15 protein-coding genes are annotated in these 15,997 nt (G+C 61.1%); 3 read left to right on the forward strand and 12 right to left on the reverse strand.

From position 1 onward, the window contains the following. Positions 1 to 143 precede the first annotated feature (143 nt). From SB756_RS00595 to gcl, 3 genes are all read right to left on the reverse strand, one after another. A complete protein-coding gene (locus SB756_RS00595) occupies positions 144 to 1,037 on the reverse strand; it encodes a 2-hydroxy-3-oxopropionate reductase (protein WP_016498603.1) in 894 nt (297 codons plus the stop codon). A gap of 151 nt (positions 1,038 to 1,188) precedes the next feature. Beyond that, entirely contained in the window at positions 1,189 to 1,971 is a 783-nt protein-coding gene (hyi, locus tag SB756_RS00600) for a hydroxypyruvate isomerase (RefSeq protein WP_049273327.1), read from the reverse strand. A gap of 54 nt (positions 1,972 to 2,025) precedes the next feature. Next, positions 2,026 to 3,801, reverse strand: a complete 1,776-nt coding sequence (gcl, locus tag SB756_RS00605) for a glyoxylate carboligase (RefSeq protein ID WP_016498605.1) — start codon at positions 3,799 to 3,801, stop codon at positions 2,026 to 2,028. A gap of 257 nt (positions 3,802 to 4,058) precedes the next feature. Here gcl and SB756_RS00610 point away from each other — a divergent pair, with 257 nt between their 5' ends. Continuing rightward, positions 4,059 to 4,499: a GlcG/HbpS family heme-binding protein gene (locus tag SB756_RS00610; protein ID WP_063423152.1), complete on the forward strand. Its 441-nt coding sequence runs from the start codon at positions 4,059 to 4,061 to the stop codon at positions 4,497 to 4,499. A 145-nt stretch (positions 4,500 to 4,644) separates the two neighbouring features. Here SB756_RS00610 and SB756_RS00615 read toward each other — a convergent pair whose 3' ends face one another. Beyond that, complete coding sequence (locus SB756_RS00615; protein ID WP_010955036.1) at positions 4,645 to 5,256, reverse strand: TetR/AcrR family transcriptional regulator; 612 nt, start codon at positions 5,254 to 5,256, stop codon at positions 4,645 to 4,647. 132 nt (positions 5,257 to 5,388) lie between these two features. On the opposite strand from SB756_RS00615, the gene SB756_RS00620 reads away from it, so the two are divergent. Then, positions 5,389 to 6,303: a DUF808 domain-containing protein gene (locus SB756_RS00620; protein ID WP_341796390.1), complete on the forward strand. Its 915-nt coding sequence runs from the start codon at positions 5,389 to 5,391 to the stop codon at positions 6,301 to 6,303. Positions 6,304 to 6,453: 150 nt separating this feature from the next. Here SB756_RS00620 and SB756_RS00625 read toward each other — a convergent pair whose 3' ends face one another. The 7 genes from SB756_RS00625 to puuE all read right to left on the reverse strand — a co-directional run bounded on the left by SB756_RS00625 (position 6,454) and on the right by puuE (position 13,453). Next, entirely contained in the window at positions 6,454 to 7,236 is a 783-nt protein-coding gene (locus SB756_RS00625; RefSeq protein WP_341796389.1) for an outer membrane protein OmpK, read from the reverse strand. Positions 7,237 to 7,591: 355 nt separating this feature from the next. Next, on the reverse strand, positions 7,592 to 8,377 hold the full coding sequence (locus SB756_RS00630) for an outer membrane protein OmpK (protein WP_023047851.1): 786 nt from the start codon (positions 8,375 to 8,377) through the stop codon (positions 7,592 to 7,594). Positions 8,378 to 8,517: 140 nt separating this feature from the next. Beyond that, positions 8,518 to 9,873 (reverse strand): nucleobase:cation symporter-2 family protein, encoded by a 1,356-nt coding sequence (locus SB756_RS00635; RefSeq protein WP_012273436.1) that lies wholly within the window; start codon positions 9,871 to 9,873, stop codon positions 8,518 to 8,520. Positions 9,874 to 10,086: 213 nt separating this feature from the next. Further along, positions 10,087 to 11,415, reverse strand: coding sequence for a urate hydroxylase PuuD (locus SB756_RS00640; protein WP_341796388.1), 1,329 nt, complete (start codon positions 11,413 to 11,415; stop codon positions 10,087 to 10,089). Positions 11,416 to 11,458: 43 nt separating this feature from the next. After that, positions 11,459 to 11,962 carry an ureidoglycolate lyase gene (locus SB756_RS00645; RefSeq protein WP_016488365.1) on the reverse strand — a complete coding sequence of 168 codons (504 nt, stop codon included), beginning with the start codon at positions 11,960 to 11,962 and terminating at the stop codon, positions 11,459 to 11,461. A gap of 49 nt (positions 11,963 to 12,011) precedes the next feature. Continuing rightward, positions 12,012 to 12,527: a 2-oxo-4-hydroxy-4-carboxy-5-ureidoimidazoline decarboxylase gene (gene uraD, locus SB756_RS00650; protein WP_016498613.1), complete on the reverse strand. Its 516-nt coding sequence runs from the start codon at positions 12,525 to 12,527 to the stop codon at positions 12,012 to 12,014. After that, positions 12,527 to 13,453, reverse strand: a complete 927-nt coding sequence (gene puuE, locus SB756_RS00655; RefSeq protein WP_016488363.1) for an allantoinase PuuE — start codon at positions 13,451 to 13,453, stop codon at positions 12,527 to 12,529. Before puuE ends, uraD begins: the two co-directional genes overlap by 1 nt. A gap of 399 nt (positions 13,454 to 13,852) precedes the next feature. On the opposite strand from puuE, the gene uraH reads away from it, so the two are divergent. After that, complete coding sequence (uraH, locus tag SB756_RS00660; RefSeq protein WP_003254328.1) at positions 13,853 to 14,206, forward strand: hydroxyisourate hydrolase; 354 nt, start codon at positions 13,853 to 13,855, stop codon at positions 14,204 to 14,206. Positions 14,207 to 14,397: 191 nt separating this feature from the next. Here the strand turns inward: uraH and SB756_RS00665 are convergent, their stop codons facing one another. Next, the gene (locus SB756_RS00665) at positions 14,398 to 15,747 is read right to left on the reverse strand and encodes an NCS2 family permease (RefSeq protein WP_410909978.1); all 1,350 of its coding nucleotides are present in this window, start codon (positions 15,745 to 15,747) and stop codon (positions 14,398 to 14,400) included. Positions 15,748 to 15,997: the final 250 nt, after the last annotated feature.

Below are 15,997 nucleotides of genomic sequence, written 5' to 3' on the forward strand. Positions count from 1 at the left end.
AAAACGCCCCTGGAACTGCCTCCGTGCAGGCCGAACCAGGGGCGGGTGTTGCTCGGTGCTACCGCTGAACCTGTGGTCGCAGGTTCAGCGGTGTTGGCTTCTTCGCGCCGAACCGCCGCGAAGAGGCCGGTAAGGTCTACTACTTACTTGTCGCCGCGGATCGAGAAGTTGGCCATGTGTTCCAGGCCTTTGATCAGCGCCGAGTGGTCCCAGTTGCCGCCACCCAGGGCCTGGCAGGTGTTGAACACTTGCTGGGCATTGGAGGTGTTGGGCAGGTTGATGCCCAGTTCCTTGGCGCCTTGCAGGGCCAGGTTCAGGTCTTTCTGGTGCAGGTTGATGCGGAAGCCTGGGTCGAAGGTGCCCTTGATCATGCGCTCGGCGTGTACTTCGAGGATTTTCGACGAAGCAAAGCCGCCCATCAGTGCTTCACGCACCTTGGCCGGGTCGGCGCCGTTCTTGGCGGCGAACAGCAGTGCTTCGCTGACGGCCTGGATGTTCAGGGCGACGATGATCTGGTTGGCGACCTTGGCGGTCTGGCCGTCACCGTTGCCACCCACGCGGGTGATGTTCTTGCCCATGGCTTCGAACAGCGGCAGGGTGCGCTCGAAGGCTTTAGGGCAGCCACCGACCATGATGCTCAGGGTCGCGGCCTTGGCGCCGACTTCACCACCGGACACCGGGGCGTCCAGGTAGGCTGCGCCGGTTGCCTTGATTTTTTCAGCGAACGCTTTGGTGGCGGTAGGCGAGATCGAACTCATGTCGATCACGATCTTGTTCGGGCCTACGCCCTCAGCCACGCCGTTTTCACCGAACAGTACGGCTTCCACCTGCGGGGTGTCCGGCACCATGACGATGATGAATTCGGCTTCCTGGGCAACCTCTTTCGGGTTGGCCAGGGCCACTGCACCGGCGGCGATCAGGTCAGCTGGCGCGGCGTCGTGGTGGGTGGAAACGAACAGGCTGTGACCTGCTTTTTGCAGGTTTTGGGCCATGGGCTTGCCCATGATGCCGGTGCCGATGAAACCGATTTTAGCCATGAGAATGTGCCTCTTTGTATTTGTGATGTCTCAAGCAAGCCGCGGCCCCTGTGGGAGCGGGCATGCCCGCGAAACAGGCGACTCGGTGGATGGCACCGGCTATGCCGGTGTTCGCGGGCATGCCCGCTCCCACAGGGTCCCGAGTTGTTCCTCAGATTGCGTTGTGGGTTTTCAGCCAGCCCAGACCCGCCTCGGTGGTGGTCTTGGGCTTGTACTCCGCGCCCACCCAGCCCTGGTAGCCAATGCGGTCCAGGTGCTCGAACAGGAAGCGGTAGTTGATCTCGCCAGTACCAGGCTCGTTACGGCCGGGGTTGTCGGCCAGCTGGATGTGGTTGATCAGCTGCAGGTTGGTTTCCATGGTGCGAGCCAGGTCACCTTCCATGATCTGCATGTGGTAGATGTCGTACTGCAGGAACAGGTTGTCACTGCCCACTTCGGCCTGGATTTCCAGGGCCTGCTGGGTGGTGTTCAGGTAAAAGCCCGGGATGTCGCGGGTGTTGATCATTTCCATGACCAGGCGGATACCGGCGGCCTTGAGCTTGTCGGCGGCGTAGCGAAGGTTCTCCACGAAGGTCTTGCGCACGGTGGCGCAGTCCGGGCCTTGTGGGCGAATGCCGGCCAGGGCGTTGACCTGGGTGTTGCCCAGCACCTTGGCGTACTCGATGGCCTTGTCGACACCGGCGCGGAATTCTTCGATACGGTCGGGGTGGCAGGTGATACCGCGCTCACCTTTGGCCCAGTCGCCAGCAGGCAGGTTGAACAGCACCTGGGTCAGGCCGTTGGCTTCCAGCTGCTGCTTGATTTCTGCAGCGCTGAAGTCGTAGGGGAACAGGTATTCGACGCCACTGAAACCGGCGTCGGCGGCAGCCTTGAAGCGGGCCAGGAAGTCCTGTTCGGTGAACAGCATGGACAGGTTGGCAGCGAAGCGAGGCATGAGTTGTCTCCTTGCGATGAAGGCCCCCAAGGCGTGCCTGGGGGCGTCAGGCGATCAGTCCAGCATCGAGATGGCGGTTGGCGCGTCGTTGCCGACCAGCGCCAGGTCTTCGAACTCGTTGACCGCGTTGATCTCGGTGCCCATGGAAATGTTGGTCACACGCTCGAGAATCACTTCGACCACCACCGGCACGCGGAACTCTTCGGCCATCTTCTGCGCCTTGAGCAGGGCTGGGGCGATCTCGGCCGGTTCGAACACGCGAATGGCTTTGCAGCCCAGGCCTTCGACCACTGCAACGTGGTCGACACCGTAGGTGGCGGCGTCGGTCGAGTTGATGTTCTCGAACGCCAGTTGTACACAGTAATCCATGTCGAAGCCACGCTGCGCCTGACGGATCAGGCCCAGGTAGGCGTTGTTCACCAGCACGTGGACGTACGGCAGGTTGAACTGCGCACCCACTGCCAGTTCTTCAATCATGAACTGGAAGTCGTAGTCACCCGACAGCGCCACAACCTTGCGTTTAGGGTCTGCTTTGACAACACCCAGTGCGGCAGGGATGGTCCAGCCCAGCGGGCCGGCCTGGCCGCAGTTGATCCAGTGGCGTGGCTTGTACACGTGCAGGAACTGCGCGCCGGCAATCTGCGACAGGCCGATGGTGCTGACGTAGGTGGTGTCCTTGCCGAATACCTGGTTCATTTCTTCGTATACGCGCTGCGGCTTGACCGGCACGTTGTCGAAGTGGGTCTTGCGCTGCAGGGTGGCTTTGCGCTGTTGGCAATCTTCCAGCCAGGCAGCACGGTCTTTCAGCTTGCCAGCGGCTTTCCACTCGCGGGCCACTTCCAGGAACACGTCCAGTGCCTTGCCGGCGTCTGAAACGATACCCAGGTCCGGGGTGAATACGCGGCCGATCTGGGTCGGTTCGATGTCGACGTGCACGAACTTGCGGCCTTCGGTGTAGACATCGACGGAGCCGGTGTGGCGGTTGGCCCAGCGGTTACCGATACCGAACACCAGGTCGGATTTCAGCAGGGTGGCGTTGCCGTAGCGGTGCGAAGTCTGCAGGCCGACCATGCCGACCATTTGGGCGTGGTCGTCCGGGATGGTGCCCCAGCCCATCAGGGTCGGGATTACCGGCACGCCGGTCAGTTCGGCGAACTCGACCAGCTTGTCGCTGGCATCGGCGTTGATGATGCCGCCACCGGCGACCAGCAGCGGGCGCTCGGCGTCGTTGAGCAGGGCCAGGGCTTTTTCAGCCTGTACGCGAGTGGCGGACGGCTTGTTGACGGCCAGCGGCTCGTAGGCGTCGATGTCGAATTCGATTTCGGCCATCTGTACGTCGAACGGCAGGTCGATCAGTACCGGGCCTGGGCGGCCGGTGCGCATTTCATAGAAGGCCTTCTGGAAGGCGTAAGGCACCTGGCCTGGCTCCAGAACGGTGGTCGCCCACTTGGTCACCGGCTTGACGATGCTGGTGATGTCGACGGCCTGGAAGTCTTCTTTGTGCAGGCGTGCACGCGGGGCCTGGCCGGTGATGCAGAGGATCGGGATGGAGTCGGCCGAGGCGCTGTACAGGCCGGTGACCATGTCGGTGCCGGCTGGGCCGGAAGTGCCGATGCACACGCCGATGTTGCCCGGGTTGGCACGGGTGTAGCCCTCGGCCATGTGCGAGGCACCTTCGACGTGGCGAGCGAGGACGTGATCGATGCCACCGACTTTCTTCAGGGCCGAGTACAACGGGTTGATGGCAGCCCCTGGGATGCCGAACGCGGTATCTACACCTTCACGGCGCATGACCAGAACGGCTGCATCGATTGCTCTCATTTTGCTCATGGGTTGTGCCTCATCGATTTTGTAATTGTATACAACTTGCTTTGCGACAGAGTGTATTCACGGCTGGCGGCTCAGGTCAATGGGTTTTCATCGGGTAGGCCGGGTTTCGTCAAAGCGGCCGTGAAAACGGCTATTTGCGCCATCGCATACGATCGTTTCAAAATATTGTATACAAAAGTGCCTTTCGTTGTGTTCTATTTGCCCTATCAGTTTTCAACTGCCCTCAGGGCTTCTCACAACAAGAAGAGGACCTTTCCATGAACGTCTTGAACCTGAAAGTCGCTGTCAGCCTGGTAAATGCCGCACTGGCGGCGGGCCGCAACATCAATGCCGCGCCACTGACCGTGGCGGTGCTGGATGCCGGCGGGCATCTGCTGGCGCTACAGCGTGAGGATGGCGCAAGCCTTATCCGCCCTGAGGTTGCCACTGGCAAAGCCTGGGGCGCGATTGCCCTGGGCAAGGGATCGCGGCTGCTGGCGCTGGACGCGCAGCAGCGTCCGGCGTTTTTTGCCGCGTTGAACGGGATGGGTGAACGGCCGGTGGTGCCGGCACCGGGTGGTGTGCTGATCCGTGATCAGGACGGCAAGGTGCTGGGTGCGGTGGGGATCAGCGGCGATACGTCGGATATCGACGAGCAGTGTGCGATCAGTGCGATCGAGGAGGTGGGGTTGAAGGCGGATGCCGGGGTAGCGGCGTAACGCTCAAGATAGCCGGGGCCGCTTTGCGGCCCATTCGCGGCACAAGGCCGCTCCTACAGGGGATCGCGTTTGACCTGCGATCGCGATGTCCTGTAGGCGCGGCCTTGTGCCGCGAATGGGCTGCGAAGCAGCCCTACCGGCCCTGTCAGGCTGCTTCAGGCTCACAGCCTTTCAAGACCATGCGAATGATGGTCTCGGCCGCCGCGTCATAATCGCTGTCGGCCAGCTTGGCCTTGCCGGTCACCGCAGAAATCTGCCAGTCAAAGTCGGCATACGTCTGGGTCGCCGCCCAGATGCTGAACATCAGGTGATGCGCGTCCACATGGGCAATCTGCCCACGGTCGATCCAGCGCTGGATGCATTCGATGTTGTGCCGGGCCTGCTCGTTCAGCTGCTCCACCTGGTTGGGCGACAGGTGCGGGGCGCCGTGCATGATCTCGCTGGCAAACACCTTGGAGGCGTGCGGCAGGTCGCGCGAAATGCGGATCTTCGAACGAATGTACGCACTCAGCACTTCCTTGGGGTCGCCGTCGGCATTGAATGGCGTCGACGCCTGCATGATTGGCGCGATGATGCTTTCCAGGACTTCGCGGTAGAGGTTGTCCTTGGACTTGAAGTAGTAATACACGTTCGGCTTGGGCAGGCCGGCCTTGGCCGCGATATCGCTGGTCTTGGTGGCGGCGAAGCCCTTGTCGGCGAATTCCTCGCTGGCCGCGCGCAGGATCAATTCCTTGTTGCGCTCGCGAATGGTGCTCATGGTCAGGGATCTTCCTCGTGTCTGGCCACCTCTAAGAGGGATCGGGCATGGTAGCACCGCGCTCGACGGGCGCTCAAGGCAGCGGCTTTGGGCTAGAATCCGTGGCACACACCTATCTGGATACAGGCAAACATGGCAGGAAGCAGTCTACTGGTACTGATCGACGACATCGCCACGGTGCTTGATGACGTCTCGCTAATGACCAAGGTCGCGGCAAAAAAAACAGCAGGTGTGCTGGGCGATGACCTGGCGCTGAACGCCCAGCAGGTTACCGGTGTGCGTGCCGAGCGCGAAATACCGGTGGTGTGGGCGGTGGCCAAGGGGTCGTTCGTCAACAAGGCAATCCTGGTGCCGGCAGCGCTGCTGATCAGTGCGTTCATTCCGTGGGCGGTTACGCCATTGTTGATGATCGGTGGCGCCTACCTGTGTTTCGAAGGCTTCGAGAAGCTGGCGCACAAGTTCCTGCACAGCAAGGAAGAGGACGACGCGCAGCACAATGCCCGTAAGGAAGCCGTGGCTGACGCCAATGTCGACCTGGTGGCGTTCGAGAAAACCAAGATCAAGGGCGCGGTGCGCACCGACTTCATCCTGTCAGCGGAAATCATCGCCATCACCTTGGGTACCGTGGCCGATGCGCCGCTGAGCCAGCAGATCATCGTGCTGTCGGGCATCGCCATCGTCATGACCATTGGCGTTTACGGGCTGGTGGCGGGCATCGTCAAGCTCGATGATCTGGGGTTGTGGATGACCCAAAAGGCATCGAGCCTGACCCAGGCCGTCGGCAACGGCATCCTGCGGGCTGCGCCCTACATGATGAAGAGCCTGTCGGTGATCGGCACGGCGGCGATGTTTCTGGTCGGTGGCGGCATTCTGGTGCATGGCATCGAGCCGCTGCATCATGCCATCGAGGCGTTCAGCGAGGGGCGTGGCGGGGCGTTGACCGGGGCACTGCTCAATGGCGTAGCCGGGGTGCTGGCCGGTGGCGTGGTGCTGGCGGTGGTGGCGGTTGCCGGCAAATTGTGGCGGGCGATCCGGCCTGCCACATAAGGTTGCATGGCCGGGGCTTTGCCCCGGTTTGCGTAGGAAACGGTGATCATTGTGGGAGCGGGCTTGTCCCGCGAAGGGGGCCTCGCGGTGCATGGCACCGGCTGCGCCGGTGTTCGCGGGACAAGCCCGCTCCCACGGGGCCTGCTTAGGTCAGAAGTGAACCTTGACCAGGAAACTCATGGTGTTCTGGTCAGTCGTAAAGGCATCGCTGTCCTTGATGCCGTACTTGTTCTTCCAGTAGTCGTACTCCACACCCACATACAGCTGCTTCTCGCCCAGGTGCAATGCCTTGCCCAGGTCATACTTGATCTGCGGGTTGAAGTGCAGGTTGGCGTGGTAGGTGCCGCGGCGGTTCTCGTCGTTGTCCACCACCCAGTCCATGAAGCCGTCGATCAGCACGTCGGAATCGCCCACCGGGATGGTGTACGACCATACCGGGGTGATCTGCCATACGTTGTCGCCGGCGCGGCTGCCGTCGGTGGTGCGGTTGTAGAAGTTCAGCTGGAAGTAGTCGAAGCCGGGAATGGCCAGGTCGAACCCTGGGCCGATCAGGTACGACTCGGTGTCACCCTCGCCAAACTCGTAGGTCATCGCCAGCAGCACGTCCTTGACCGGGCCGAACTCCACCTTCTGATCGAAGATCTTGTTGAACGACAGGCGTGGGCTGATTTCACCGTAATAGGTATTCGGGCCATTGCCGGCGTCTTTCTGGCCTTGGTAGAAGATCTTGTCGACGAAGACGAAGTTGTCGCCGTACTTCCAGCCATCGGCGTGTTCAAACGTGACGGTTTGCTGAATCGCCGGGTTGACCTTGAAGTTCTTGCCCCACAGGTAGGTCAGGCTGTTGTTCTGCCATTGCAGCAGGTCGTCGGCGTAGGTCGTGCCACAGGCCAGCAGGCCGCCGGCGAGGATCAGGCTGTTGATGGTACGCATTGCGAGTGTCGCTCCCTTGATTGATCTGTTGTCAGCGCTCGGTATTGGCGCTTTTTTGTTGTCTTGCGAGTCAGCTTTTTTCGATAGGCCACAGCTGTTTGGCAAGGGTTGAGCCAACTTTTCCGGGTTGGCAAAACCTTCCTGCTCGACTTCGTTCTGAACGGATGAAAAGGGTCTTTCAGGCTGGCAACACGTTGGCCAACCGCCCGTATTCATTGACTGAGCGGTCAGTAAACGCAGGCAGAATCCGTTCTGCCCTGATCGAGGGGGCGCGCAGATTACTGGCTTGCGCGCCGCGCCTCAAGTGCTCCGTCCTGGAGCGGGGTGGTTCAAACTTGTGCGTTTGGTCAGTTTCTTAGAAATGCACTTTGATCAGGGCACTGGCGACGCTCTGGTTGCTTTCCAGGTTGCCGCGGCTGTCGATGCCGTATTTGTCCTTCCAGTAGCTGTACTCAAAGCCCACGTAGAGCTGCTTGGCGCCCAGGTTCAGCGCCTTGCCCAAGTCGTATTTGACCTGCGGGTTGAAGTGCAGGTTGGCGTGATAGGTGCCACGGCGGGTCTGGTCGTTGTCGGGGACCCAGTCCATGTAACCGTCGATCAGAATGTCAGACCTGCCCACGGGGATGGTGTACGACCAGCCAGGGGTGATCTGCCAGACGTTGTCACCGGGGCGGCTGCCCTCGGTGTTGCGCACGTAGAAGTTGAGGGTGAAATAGTTGAAGCCGGGGATGTTCAGGTCAAAGCCGGGGCCGATCAGGTAGGCTTCGTTGTCGCCTTCGCCACGCTCGTAGGTCATGGCCAGCAGCACGTCCTTGATAGGGCCGAAGGCAAGCTTCTGGTCGAAGATCTTGCCGAACGACAGGCGCGGGCTGAACTCGCCGTAGTAGGTGGTCACGCCTTTGCTGGCGTCGGCCTTGCCGTTGTAGAAGATCTTGTCGACGAACATGAAGGTGTCGCCGTACTTCCATTTGTTGGCGTGCTCGAACGTGATGGTCTGCTGGATATCAGGGTTGACCTTGAAGTCCTTGCCATACAGGTAGGTCAGGCTTTCGCCATGCCATTGCAGCCATTCGCCTGCATGCGAGGGTAGGGTGGCCAGCAGGCTGCTGCCCAACAACAGGGACGTGGTGATGCGCTTCATGTTGTGATTCCCGGACTTATTGTTTTTGTTGGCGGTTTTTTTGGCGCGCAGGCGCCCCGGGCGACCCATTCCGGCGGGTCGACGGCGTAGCGGTTACTGCAGATGTGAGTAAGGGGCGGCAATGCGCCGCCCCGTTTGGCTCAATGCTGGTGACACGCGTCGTTGTGCACCGCGCGGTCGGCGCCACCAAGGATGTTGAACAGCACGTTCAACACCAGGGCACTGACCGTGGCCATGGCGATACCACTGTGGGTGATGGGTTCCATCCACTGCGGCATCTGGGCAAAGAACTCCGGACGCACCACGGGGATCAACCCGAAGCCGACGCTCACCGCCACCAGCAGCTGGTTGCGGCGGTCGCCGATGTCCGCCTCCTGAAGAATCTTGATCCCGGTGGCGGTGACCATGCCGAACATGGCAATGGACGCGCCGCCCAGTACTGCAGGCGGGATCGAGGCAATCAGGAAGGCCGCCTTGGGCAGCAGGCTCAGCAGGATCAGCAGTGCACCGGCCACGATGGTGACAAAGCGGCAGCGCACCCCGGTCATCTGCACCAGGCCGATGTTCTGGGCGAACGAGGAGTGGGTAAAGGTGTTGAAGAAGCCGGCAATGAACGATGCACCGGCATCGCACAGCAGGCCGCGACGCAGCATCCCTGGCGTAACTTCGCGATCAGTCACCTTGCCCAGGGCCAGGAACATGCCGGTGGACTCGACGAAGATGATCACCACCACCAGGCACATGGACAGGATCGGCGCCAGGCTGAAGGTCGGCATGCCGAAGTGCAGTGGGGTTACCACCTGCAACCACGGCGCGTCTTTCAGGCCAGACAGGTCGACCATGCCGATGGAGCCGGCCAGGATGTAGCCAAGGCCCATGCCCACCAGCACCGATACGTTGACCCAGAAGCCACGCATGAAGCGGTTGATCAGCAGGATGACCGCCAGCACCAGGCCGGCCACCAGCAGGTAGATCGGCGAGCCGAAGGTTTCAGCTTCATGGCCGCCACCGGCCCAGTTGACCGCCACCGGGAACAGCGACAGGCCAATCGAGGTGATCACCGTACCGGTGACCAGCGGCGGGAAGAAACGTACGACCTTGGACATGAACGGCGCGATCAGCATGCCGAAGAACCCGGCGGCGATGGTCGCCCCGAAGATCCCCTGCAGGCCCACGCCGGGCATGCCGGCCATGGCCACCATGCTGCCGACGGCAGCGAAACTGGCACCCATCATCACCGGCATGCGGATGCCCACCGGGCCGATACCGAACGACTGGATGATGGTGGCGACGCCAGCGACCAGCAGGTCGGCGTTGATCAGGAAAGCGACTTCTTCACGGGACAACCCAGCGGCCTGGCCGATGATCAACGGCACGGCAATCGCGCCACCGTACATCAGCAGAACGTGTTGCAGGCCAACCAGGATCAGTTGGAACAAGGGCAAGGGTTCGCGCGGCGGCGCAATGGGGATATACGCCTTGCGTGACTCGGACATGCAGCACCTCGAGTTTTGTTTTTATTCTCGGATCCAAGCGGCAAGCTCCAAGCGGCAGTTTCTCGGTGAAGAGAGACCGGGGTTCCCGCTTGCAGTTGAACGCTCGATGCTTGCTTGTTGCGTGAATCTTCAAGTTTGAGGCCGGGTTAACCGGCCTCTTCGCGGCGCAAGGCCGCTCCTACAGGGGACTCAGTCGCCTTGTAGGAGGGTGTTTCAATTGACCTGGGCACCTTTGGCGATCCAGTCGCCGACGAGCTTGCGCTCTTCGGTGGTCATCTGGGTGATGTTGCCCAGCGGCATGATCTGGCTGGCGACCGCTTGCGCCTGGATGCGCGCGGCCTGGGCCTGGATCTGCTGCGGGGTGTCGAACATCACGCCGGCAGGGGCGGCGCTGAACAGTGGGCTGGTCGGCTTGGACGAGTGGCACACGGTGCAGCGTTCCTGGATGACATTGTGGATCTTGTCGAAGTCGCCACCGCCGGCCTGGGCAGCGGCCTGGGCCGGTGCTTGCGCGGGTGCAGCCGGCGCTTCGGCAGCCTTGGCGGCGTCCTCGGCGCGCTGCTCGGCAGCGGTCTTGCCACCGACGGCAGTCGCAGGCAGCGGCTGGTACTCGACCTTCGCTGCCGCTTGCTCAGGGCTTACGGCCATCGGTTTCGGACCGGTGACGTAGGCCAGGCAGATCATCGCCAAGGCGCCGACCGGCAGGGTCCAGGCGTACTTGTTGCTGTCGTGGCGGGTGTTGAAGTAGTGGCGGATCAGAACCGCGGCTACTGCGATACCGGCCAGGATCAGCCAGTTGTACTGGCTACCGTAGGTGCTCGGGAAATGGTTGCTGATCATGATGAACAGCACCGGCAGGGTGAAGTAGTTGTTGTGGCGCGAGCGCAGCAGGCCCTTGGCCGGCAGCACCGGGTCGGGCGTCTGGTTGTTCTCGATCGCCGCCACCAGCTGGCGCTGGGCCGGCATGATGATGCGGAACACGTTACCGACCATGATGGTGCCGATGATCGCGCCGGTGTGCAGGTATGCACCACGGCCGCTGAACACCAGGCTGAAGCCCCAGCAGGCGGCGATGATCAGCACGAACAGTACACCGCCGAGCAGCGCTGGCTTCTTGCCCAGGGGCGAGTCGCACAGGAAGTCGTAGATGAACCAGCCAGCGATCAGCGAGCCGATACCGATGGCCACGCCTTCGGCACCGCTCAGGCTGCTGCCAGGGGCCAGCAGGTACAGCGCCGGGTTCCAGTAGAACACCACGCACAGCAGGGCGATACCGGACATCCAGGTGAAGTAGGCTTCCCATTTGAACCAGTGCAGGTTCTCGGGCATTTTCGGGGGTGCGAGCTTGTATTTCTCCAGGTGGTAGATACCACCGCCGTGAATTGCCCAGAGATCACCCGACAACCCATCGCGCGGGTTGCTTCGGTTCAGGTGGTTCTCCAGCCAGACGAAGTAGAACGATGCACCGATCCAGGCGACACCGGTGATCATGTGAACCCAGCGAATGCTCAGGTTCAGCCATTCGTGAAGGTGTGCTTCCACAGTATGTACCTCTGCCGATCACCTAACGATGATCGACCTTTTCTTATTGGTGGGGATTGAGGATCAGCATCTGTTCCTCGGTGAAGTAATGCTCATCGCAGTTGTTGCCAGAACCACTGCGATCAACCACCAGGAAATCATCCCGCTTTTCGATCGTGAGCACCGGGTGGTGCCAAACGCCGCGATGGTAATTGATGCCCTGCCTGCCATTACTGCGGAAGGCGCGGACCAAGCCTGATACAGGTGCATCGCCAACGGGCGCGACCACGATCAGAAAGGGGTTGCCGAGCAGCGGGATGAAAGCCTGGCTGCCCAGCGGATGGCGTTCCAGCATGCGTACGGTCAGCGGCATGTCCAGCGCGTCGGCGCGGAAGATGCTGATGATCGCCTTGTCTTCGGGCTCGGCGGTCTCGACCGTGGCGAGCTTGTGGAAGCGCATGGTCGAGCCGTTGTTGATCATGAAGTGGTCGCTGCCGTCGGTTTCGATCACGTCTCCGAACTGGGCGAAGGCTTCTTTGGTCAGGGGCTCGATCATCAGGGTGCGCATGCGGGTCTCTCTTATATGTTCGTTGTACTGAAAAAGGTTCGGCTGTCGCTTACAACTGCAGCAGGCGGAACAGGGCGATCAGGTTGATCTGCGCCAGGGCTTCCTTGAATTCGGCATCTGCATCGTTGTGGATGCGCTTTTCAAAGGCGGCGAGGATCTGGTGCCGGTTGCTGCCCTTGACCGCCATGATGAACGGGAACTGGAACTTGGCTTTGTAGGCGTCGTTCAGCTCGGTGAAGCGGGCGAACTCTTCGGCGGTGCACTGGTGGATACCGGCGCCGGCTTGTTCGTTGGTGCTCGATTCGGTCAGCTCGCCCTGGATGGCGGCCTTGCCGGCCAGGTCCGGGTGAGCATTGATCAGCGCCAGCTGGTCGGCGTGGTTGGCGCTAAGCAGGATGTCGCTCATGCGCTGGTGCAGCGCCTCGATCTCGTCCAGCTCGCCCAACTGGCCCAGGTCGTAGGCTTTTTCGGCAACCCACGGCGAGTGCTCGTAGATGTCGGCGAAGGCCTCGACGAAGGCGTCACGGCTCAGGGCGGAGGGCTTGAGGGTGTTGAAGGCGGTCATCAGGCGTTCTCTTTCTTGTACGGGTGGGTGGCGTGCCAGTGGCGGGCGATATCCACGCGACGGGCGAACCAGACCTGGTCATGGCTTTTTGCGTAATCGACGAAGCGCTTGAGTGCAGCCAGCCGTGCCGGGCGGCCGACCAGGCGGCAGTGCAGGCCGATGGAGAGCATTTTCGGCGCTTCGGCGCCTTCGGCGTACAGCACATCAAAGGCGTCTTTCAGGTACTGGAAGAACTGCTCGCCGCAGTTGAAACCCTGTACCTGGGTGAAACGCATGTCGTTGGTGTCCAGGGTGTAGGGGATCACCAGGTGCGGCTTGCCGGTGGGGTTGTTCGGCTCCCAGTAGGGCAGGTCGTCGTCGTAGGTGTCGCTGTCGTACAGGAACCCGCCTTCTTCCATCACCAGGCGGCGGGTGTTCGGGCCGGTGCGGCCGGTGTACCAGCCCACCGGCCGCTCGCCGGTGAGTTCGGTGAGGATGCGGATGGCTTCGAGCATGTGCTCGCGCTCCTGGGCCTCGTCCATGTTCTGGTAGTCGATCCAGCGGTAGCCGTGGCTGCAAATCTCGTGGCCGGCTTCGGCCATGGCGCGGATCACGTCGGGGTGGCGCTGGGCGGCCATGGCCACGGCGAAGACGGTCAATGGCACGCCGCTGTCCTTGAACAGCTTCAGCAGGCGCCACACGCCAGCACGGCTGCCGTATTCGTAGAGTGACTCCATGCTCATGTTGCGCTGGCCCTGCAGCGGCTGGGCAGCGACCATCTCGGACAGGAAGGCTTCGGACTCTTTGTCACCGTGCAGGATGTTGCGTTCGCCGCCTTCCTCGTAATTGAGGACGAAAGACAGCGCGATGCGAGCGTTGCCCGGCCATTGCGGGTGAGGAGGGTTGTTGCCGTAACCGATCAGGTCGCGAGGGTAGTCAGCGCTCACTGCAGTCTTCCTTCTTGTGCGTTAGTGCGGGTGGTGGGCGGGCCGCGTCGGTATGTCGCACCACCGGATGGGCTGATTGTATACAACTTCTGAAATCTTTTGTAAGCCTGTTTTTCCGCATTTCTTCCCTTTTGTCGCCGCGCGGCGACCTGGAAATACAGTGCAAGAAACCTGCCTGATTGGTCAGCTAATGACGTTTGCCTCGTTATGCTGCCTGTATTTGCGACCGATGGGTCGTTTAGGGGCAGGAAATGCCGGGTGCGACAGATGGGTTTAAAAAATTGTGTACAATCCGGCGATGGAATGTCTTAATGGCGTCATTCCCGCCTGCCGCAGGCGCTATGCTGGTGCGATGGCTGAGTATTTTTTGCCCACAGATTGAACAAGAGGCGACACGCAATGGGACGTTTGACCACACACGTACTGGATGCCGCGCATGGCTGTCCGGGCAGCTCGATCAAGGTCGAGCTGTACCGCGTCGAAGGCCAGCAGCTGGAGCTGGTGAACACCGCCCTGACCAACAGCGATGGCCGTGTCGACGCGCCGCTGCTGCAGGGTGACGACTACCGCACCGGTGTTTACCAGTTGCAGTTCAGCGCTGGCGATTACTACCGCGCCCGTGGCGTGCAGTTGCCGGCCCAGGCGTTTCTGGATGTTGTTGTGCTGCGCTTTGGCATCGACGAGTCGCAGGAGCACTACCACGTGCCGCTGCTGATCTCGCCGTACAGCTATTCGACCTATCGTGGAAGCTAGTTGGTCGCTAGAAGAATCTTCGTAGGTCCTTTGGCCCGCTCTCACACTGGCGGGCTTTTTTTCGTCTGCAGGAAAGTGGTGGGTGATGCGGGGTGTTCGGCGTGGGTTTTATAGCCGAAATGAAATCGAGCGCCGCTCGCGCGGCGCTCGATCTCGAACACACTAAAACTCTATAGCCAGGCTACCGGTGCTTAGAGGAACACGAACTTGGCAATGAAGATGGCGCACAGCACCCACAGGCTGGCCGAGATTTCCTTGTACTTGCCGGTGCCTGCCTTCAACGCGACGTAGGTGATGAAACCCAGCGCGATACCATCGGCAACGGAGAAGGTCAGCGGCATCATGATGACCGTGACAATCGCCGGAATGCTGTCGGTGGCTTCGTCCCAATGGATGTGCGCCATGCTGCCCATCATCAGCATTGCCACGTAGATCAACGCACCCGCCGTTGCGTAGGCCGGAATCATCCCGGCCAGTGGGGCGAAGAACATCGCGGCGATGAACAGCAGGCCAACCACCACCGCAGTGAGGCCGGTACGACCACCTGCGGCCACACCTGCGGCACTCTCCACATAACTGGTCACTGGAGGCACGCCGACCACAGCACCGAATACGCTGGAAGCACTGTCGGCCTTCAATGCGCGTGACAGGCCTTCGATACGCCCGTCCGGCGCTACCAGGTTCGCTCGCTGGGCAACCCCCATCAGCGTGCCAGCGGTGTCGAACATGTGCACGAACAGGAACGCCAGTACCACGCTGATCATGCTGACGTTGAACACCCCGGCCACGTCCATGGCCATCCAGGTCGGTGCCAGGCTTGGCGGCATCGACATCACCCCGCCAAACTTGACCAGGCCCAGGCCCCAACCCGCCAGGGTGACGCCAATGATGCTGATCAGGATCGCGCCAAATACCCGCTTGTAGCTGAGGATGGCAATCAGCAGGAAGCACACGGCCGCCAGCAGCGGCCCCGGCTCATGCAGCGAGCCCAGCTTGATCAGGGTGGCGGGGCTGTCGACGATGATGCCTGCCGTTTTCAGGCCGATCAGCCCGAGAAACAATCCGACGCCGGCCCCCATGGCATGGCGCAGGCTGACCGGGATGCTGTTGAGCAACCATTCGCGCACTTTCGACAAGGTCAGGAACATGAACAGCACGCCCGAGACGAACACCGCCCCCAGTGCCGTTTCCCAGTTGTAGCCCATGGTGCCGACCACGGTGTAGGTGAAGAAGGCGTTAAGCCCCATGCCCGGCGCCAGGCCCACCGGCCAGTTGGCGTACAGGCCCATCAGCAGGCAGCCCAGCGCGGCGGCGATGCAGGTGGCGACGAAAGCGGCACCATGGTCGATGCCGGCGTCGGCCATGATGTTGGGGTTGACGAAGATGATGTAGGCCATGGTGATGAAGGTGGTCACCCCGGCGATCATTTCGGTTTTGACGGTGCTGCCATGTTGCTTGAGTTTGAAAATCCGCTCCAGCCAGCTTGTTTCGAGCGGTGGGGCGAGATCCAGCGTAGGGGCTTCGGATTTGCGGCTTTCCACAGCGAGTACTCCTCAAGTCTTTCTTGTTGTTATGGAGCCAGTTTCCTGCGCAATGCACTTGGCGGCTCCGCGAGGGAAGGCAGACGTCTGACCGTTTTATTGACTCGCGGGTCAAGAAGTTGCTCGGTGGATTATGCTTTTGTGTACAAAGAATGCAAATAATGTTTTATGTTTTGTGTGCGCAATGCGTCGTACAACGGCTATATAGGTAAAACGCCACCTGCGGAATCGCCTCAGCCTGTGTACAATG

Source organism: Pseudomonas sp. SIMBA_068 (assembly GCF_046534705.1).
GTDB classification, from domain to species: domain Bacteria; phylum Pseudomonadota; class Gammaproteobacteria; order Pseudomonadales; family Pseudomonadaceae; genus Aquipseudomonas; species Aquipseudomonas putida.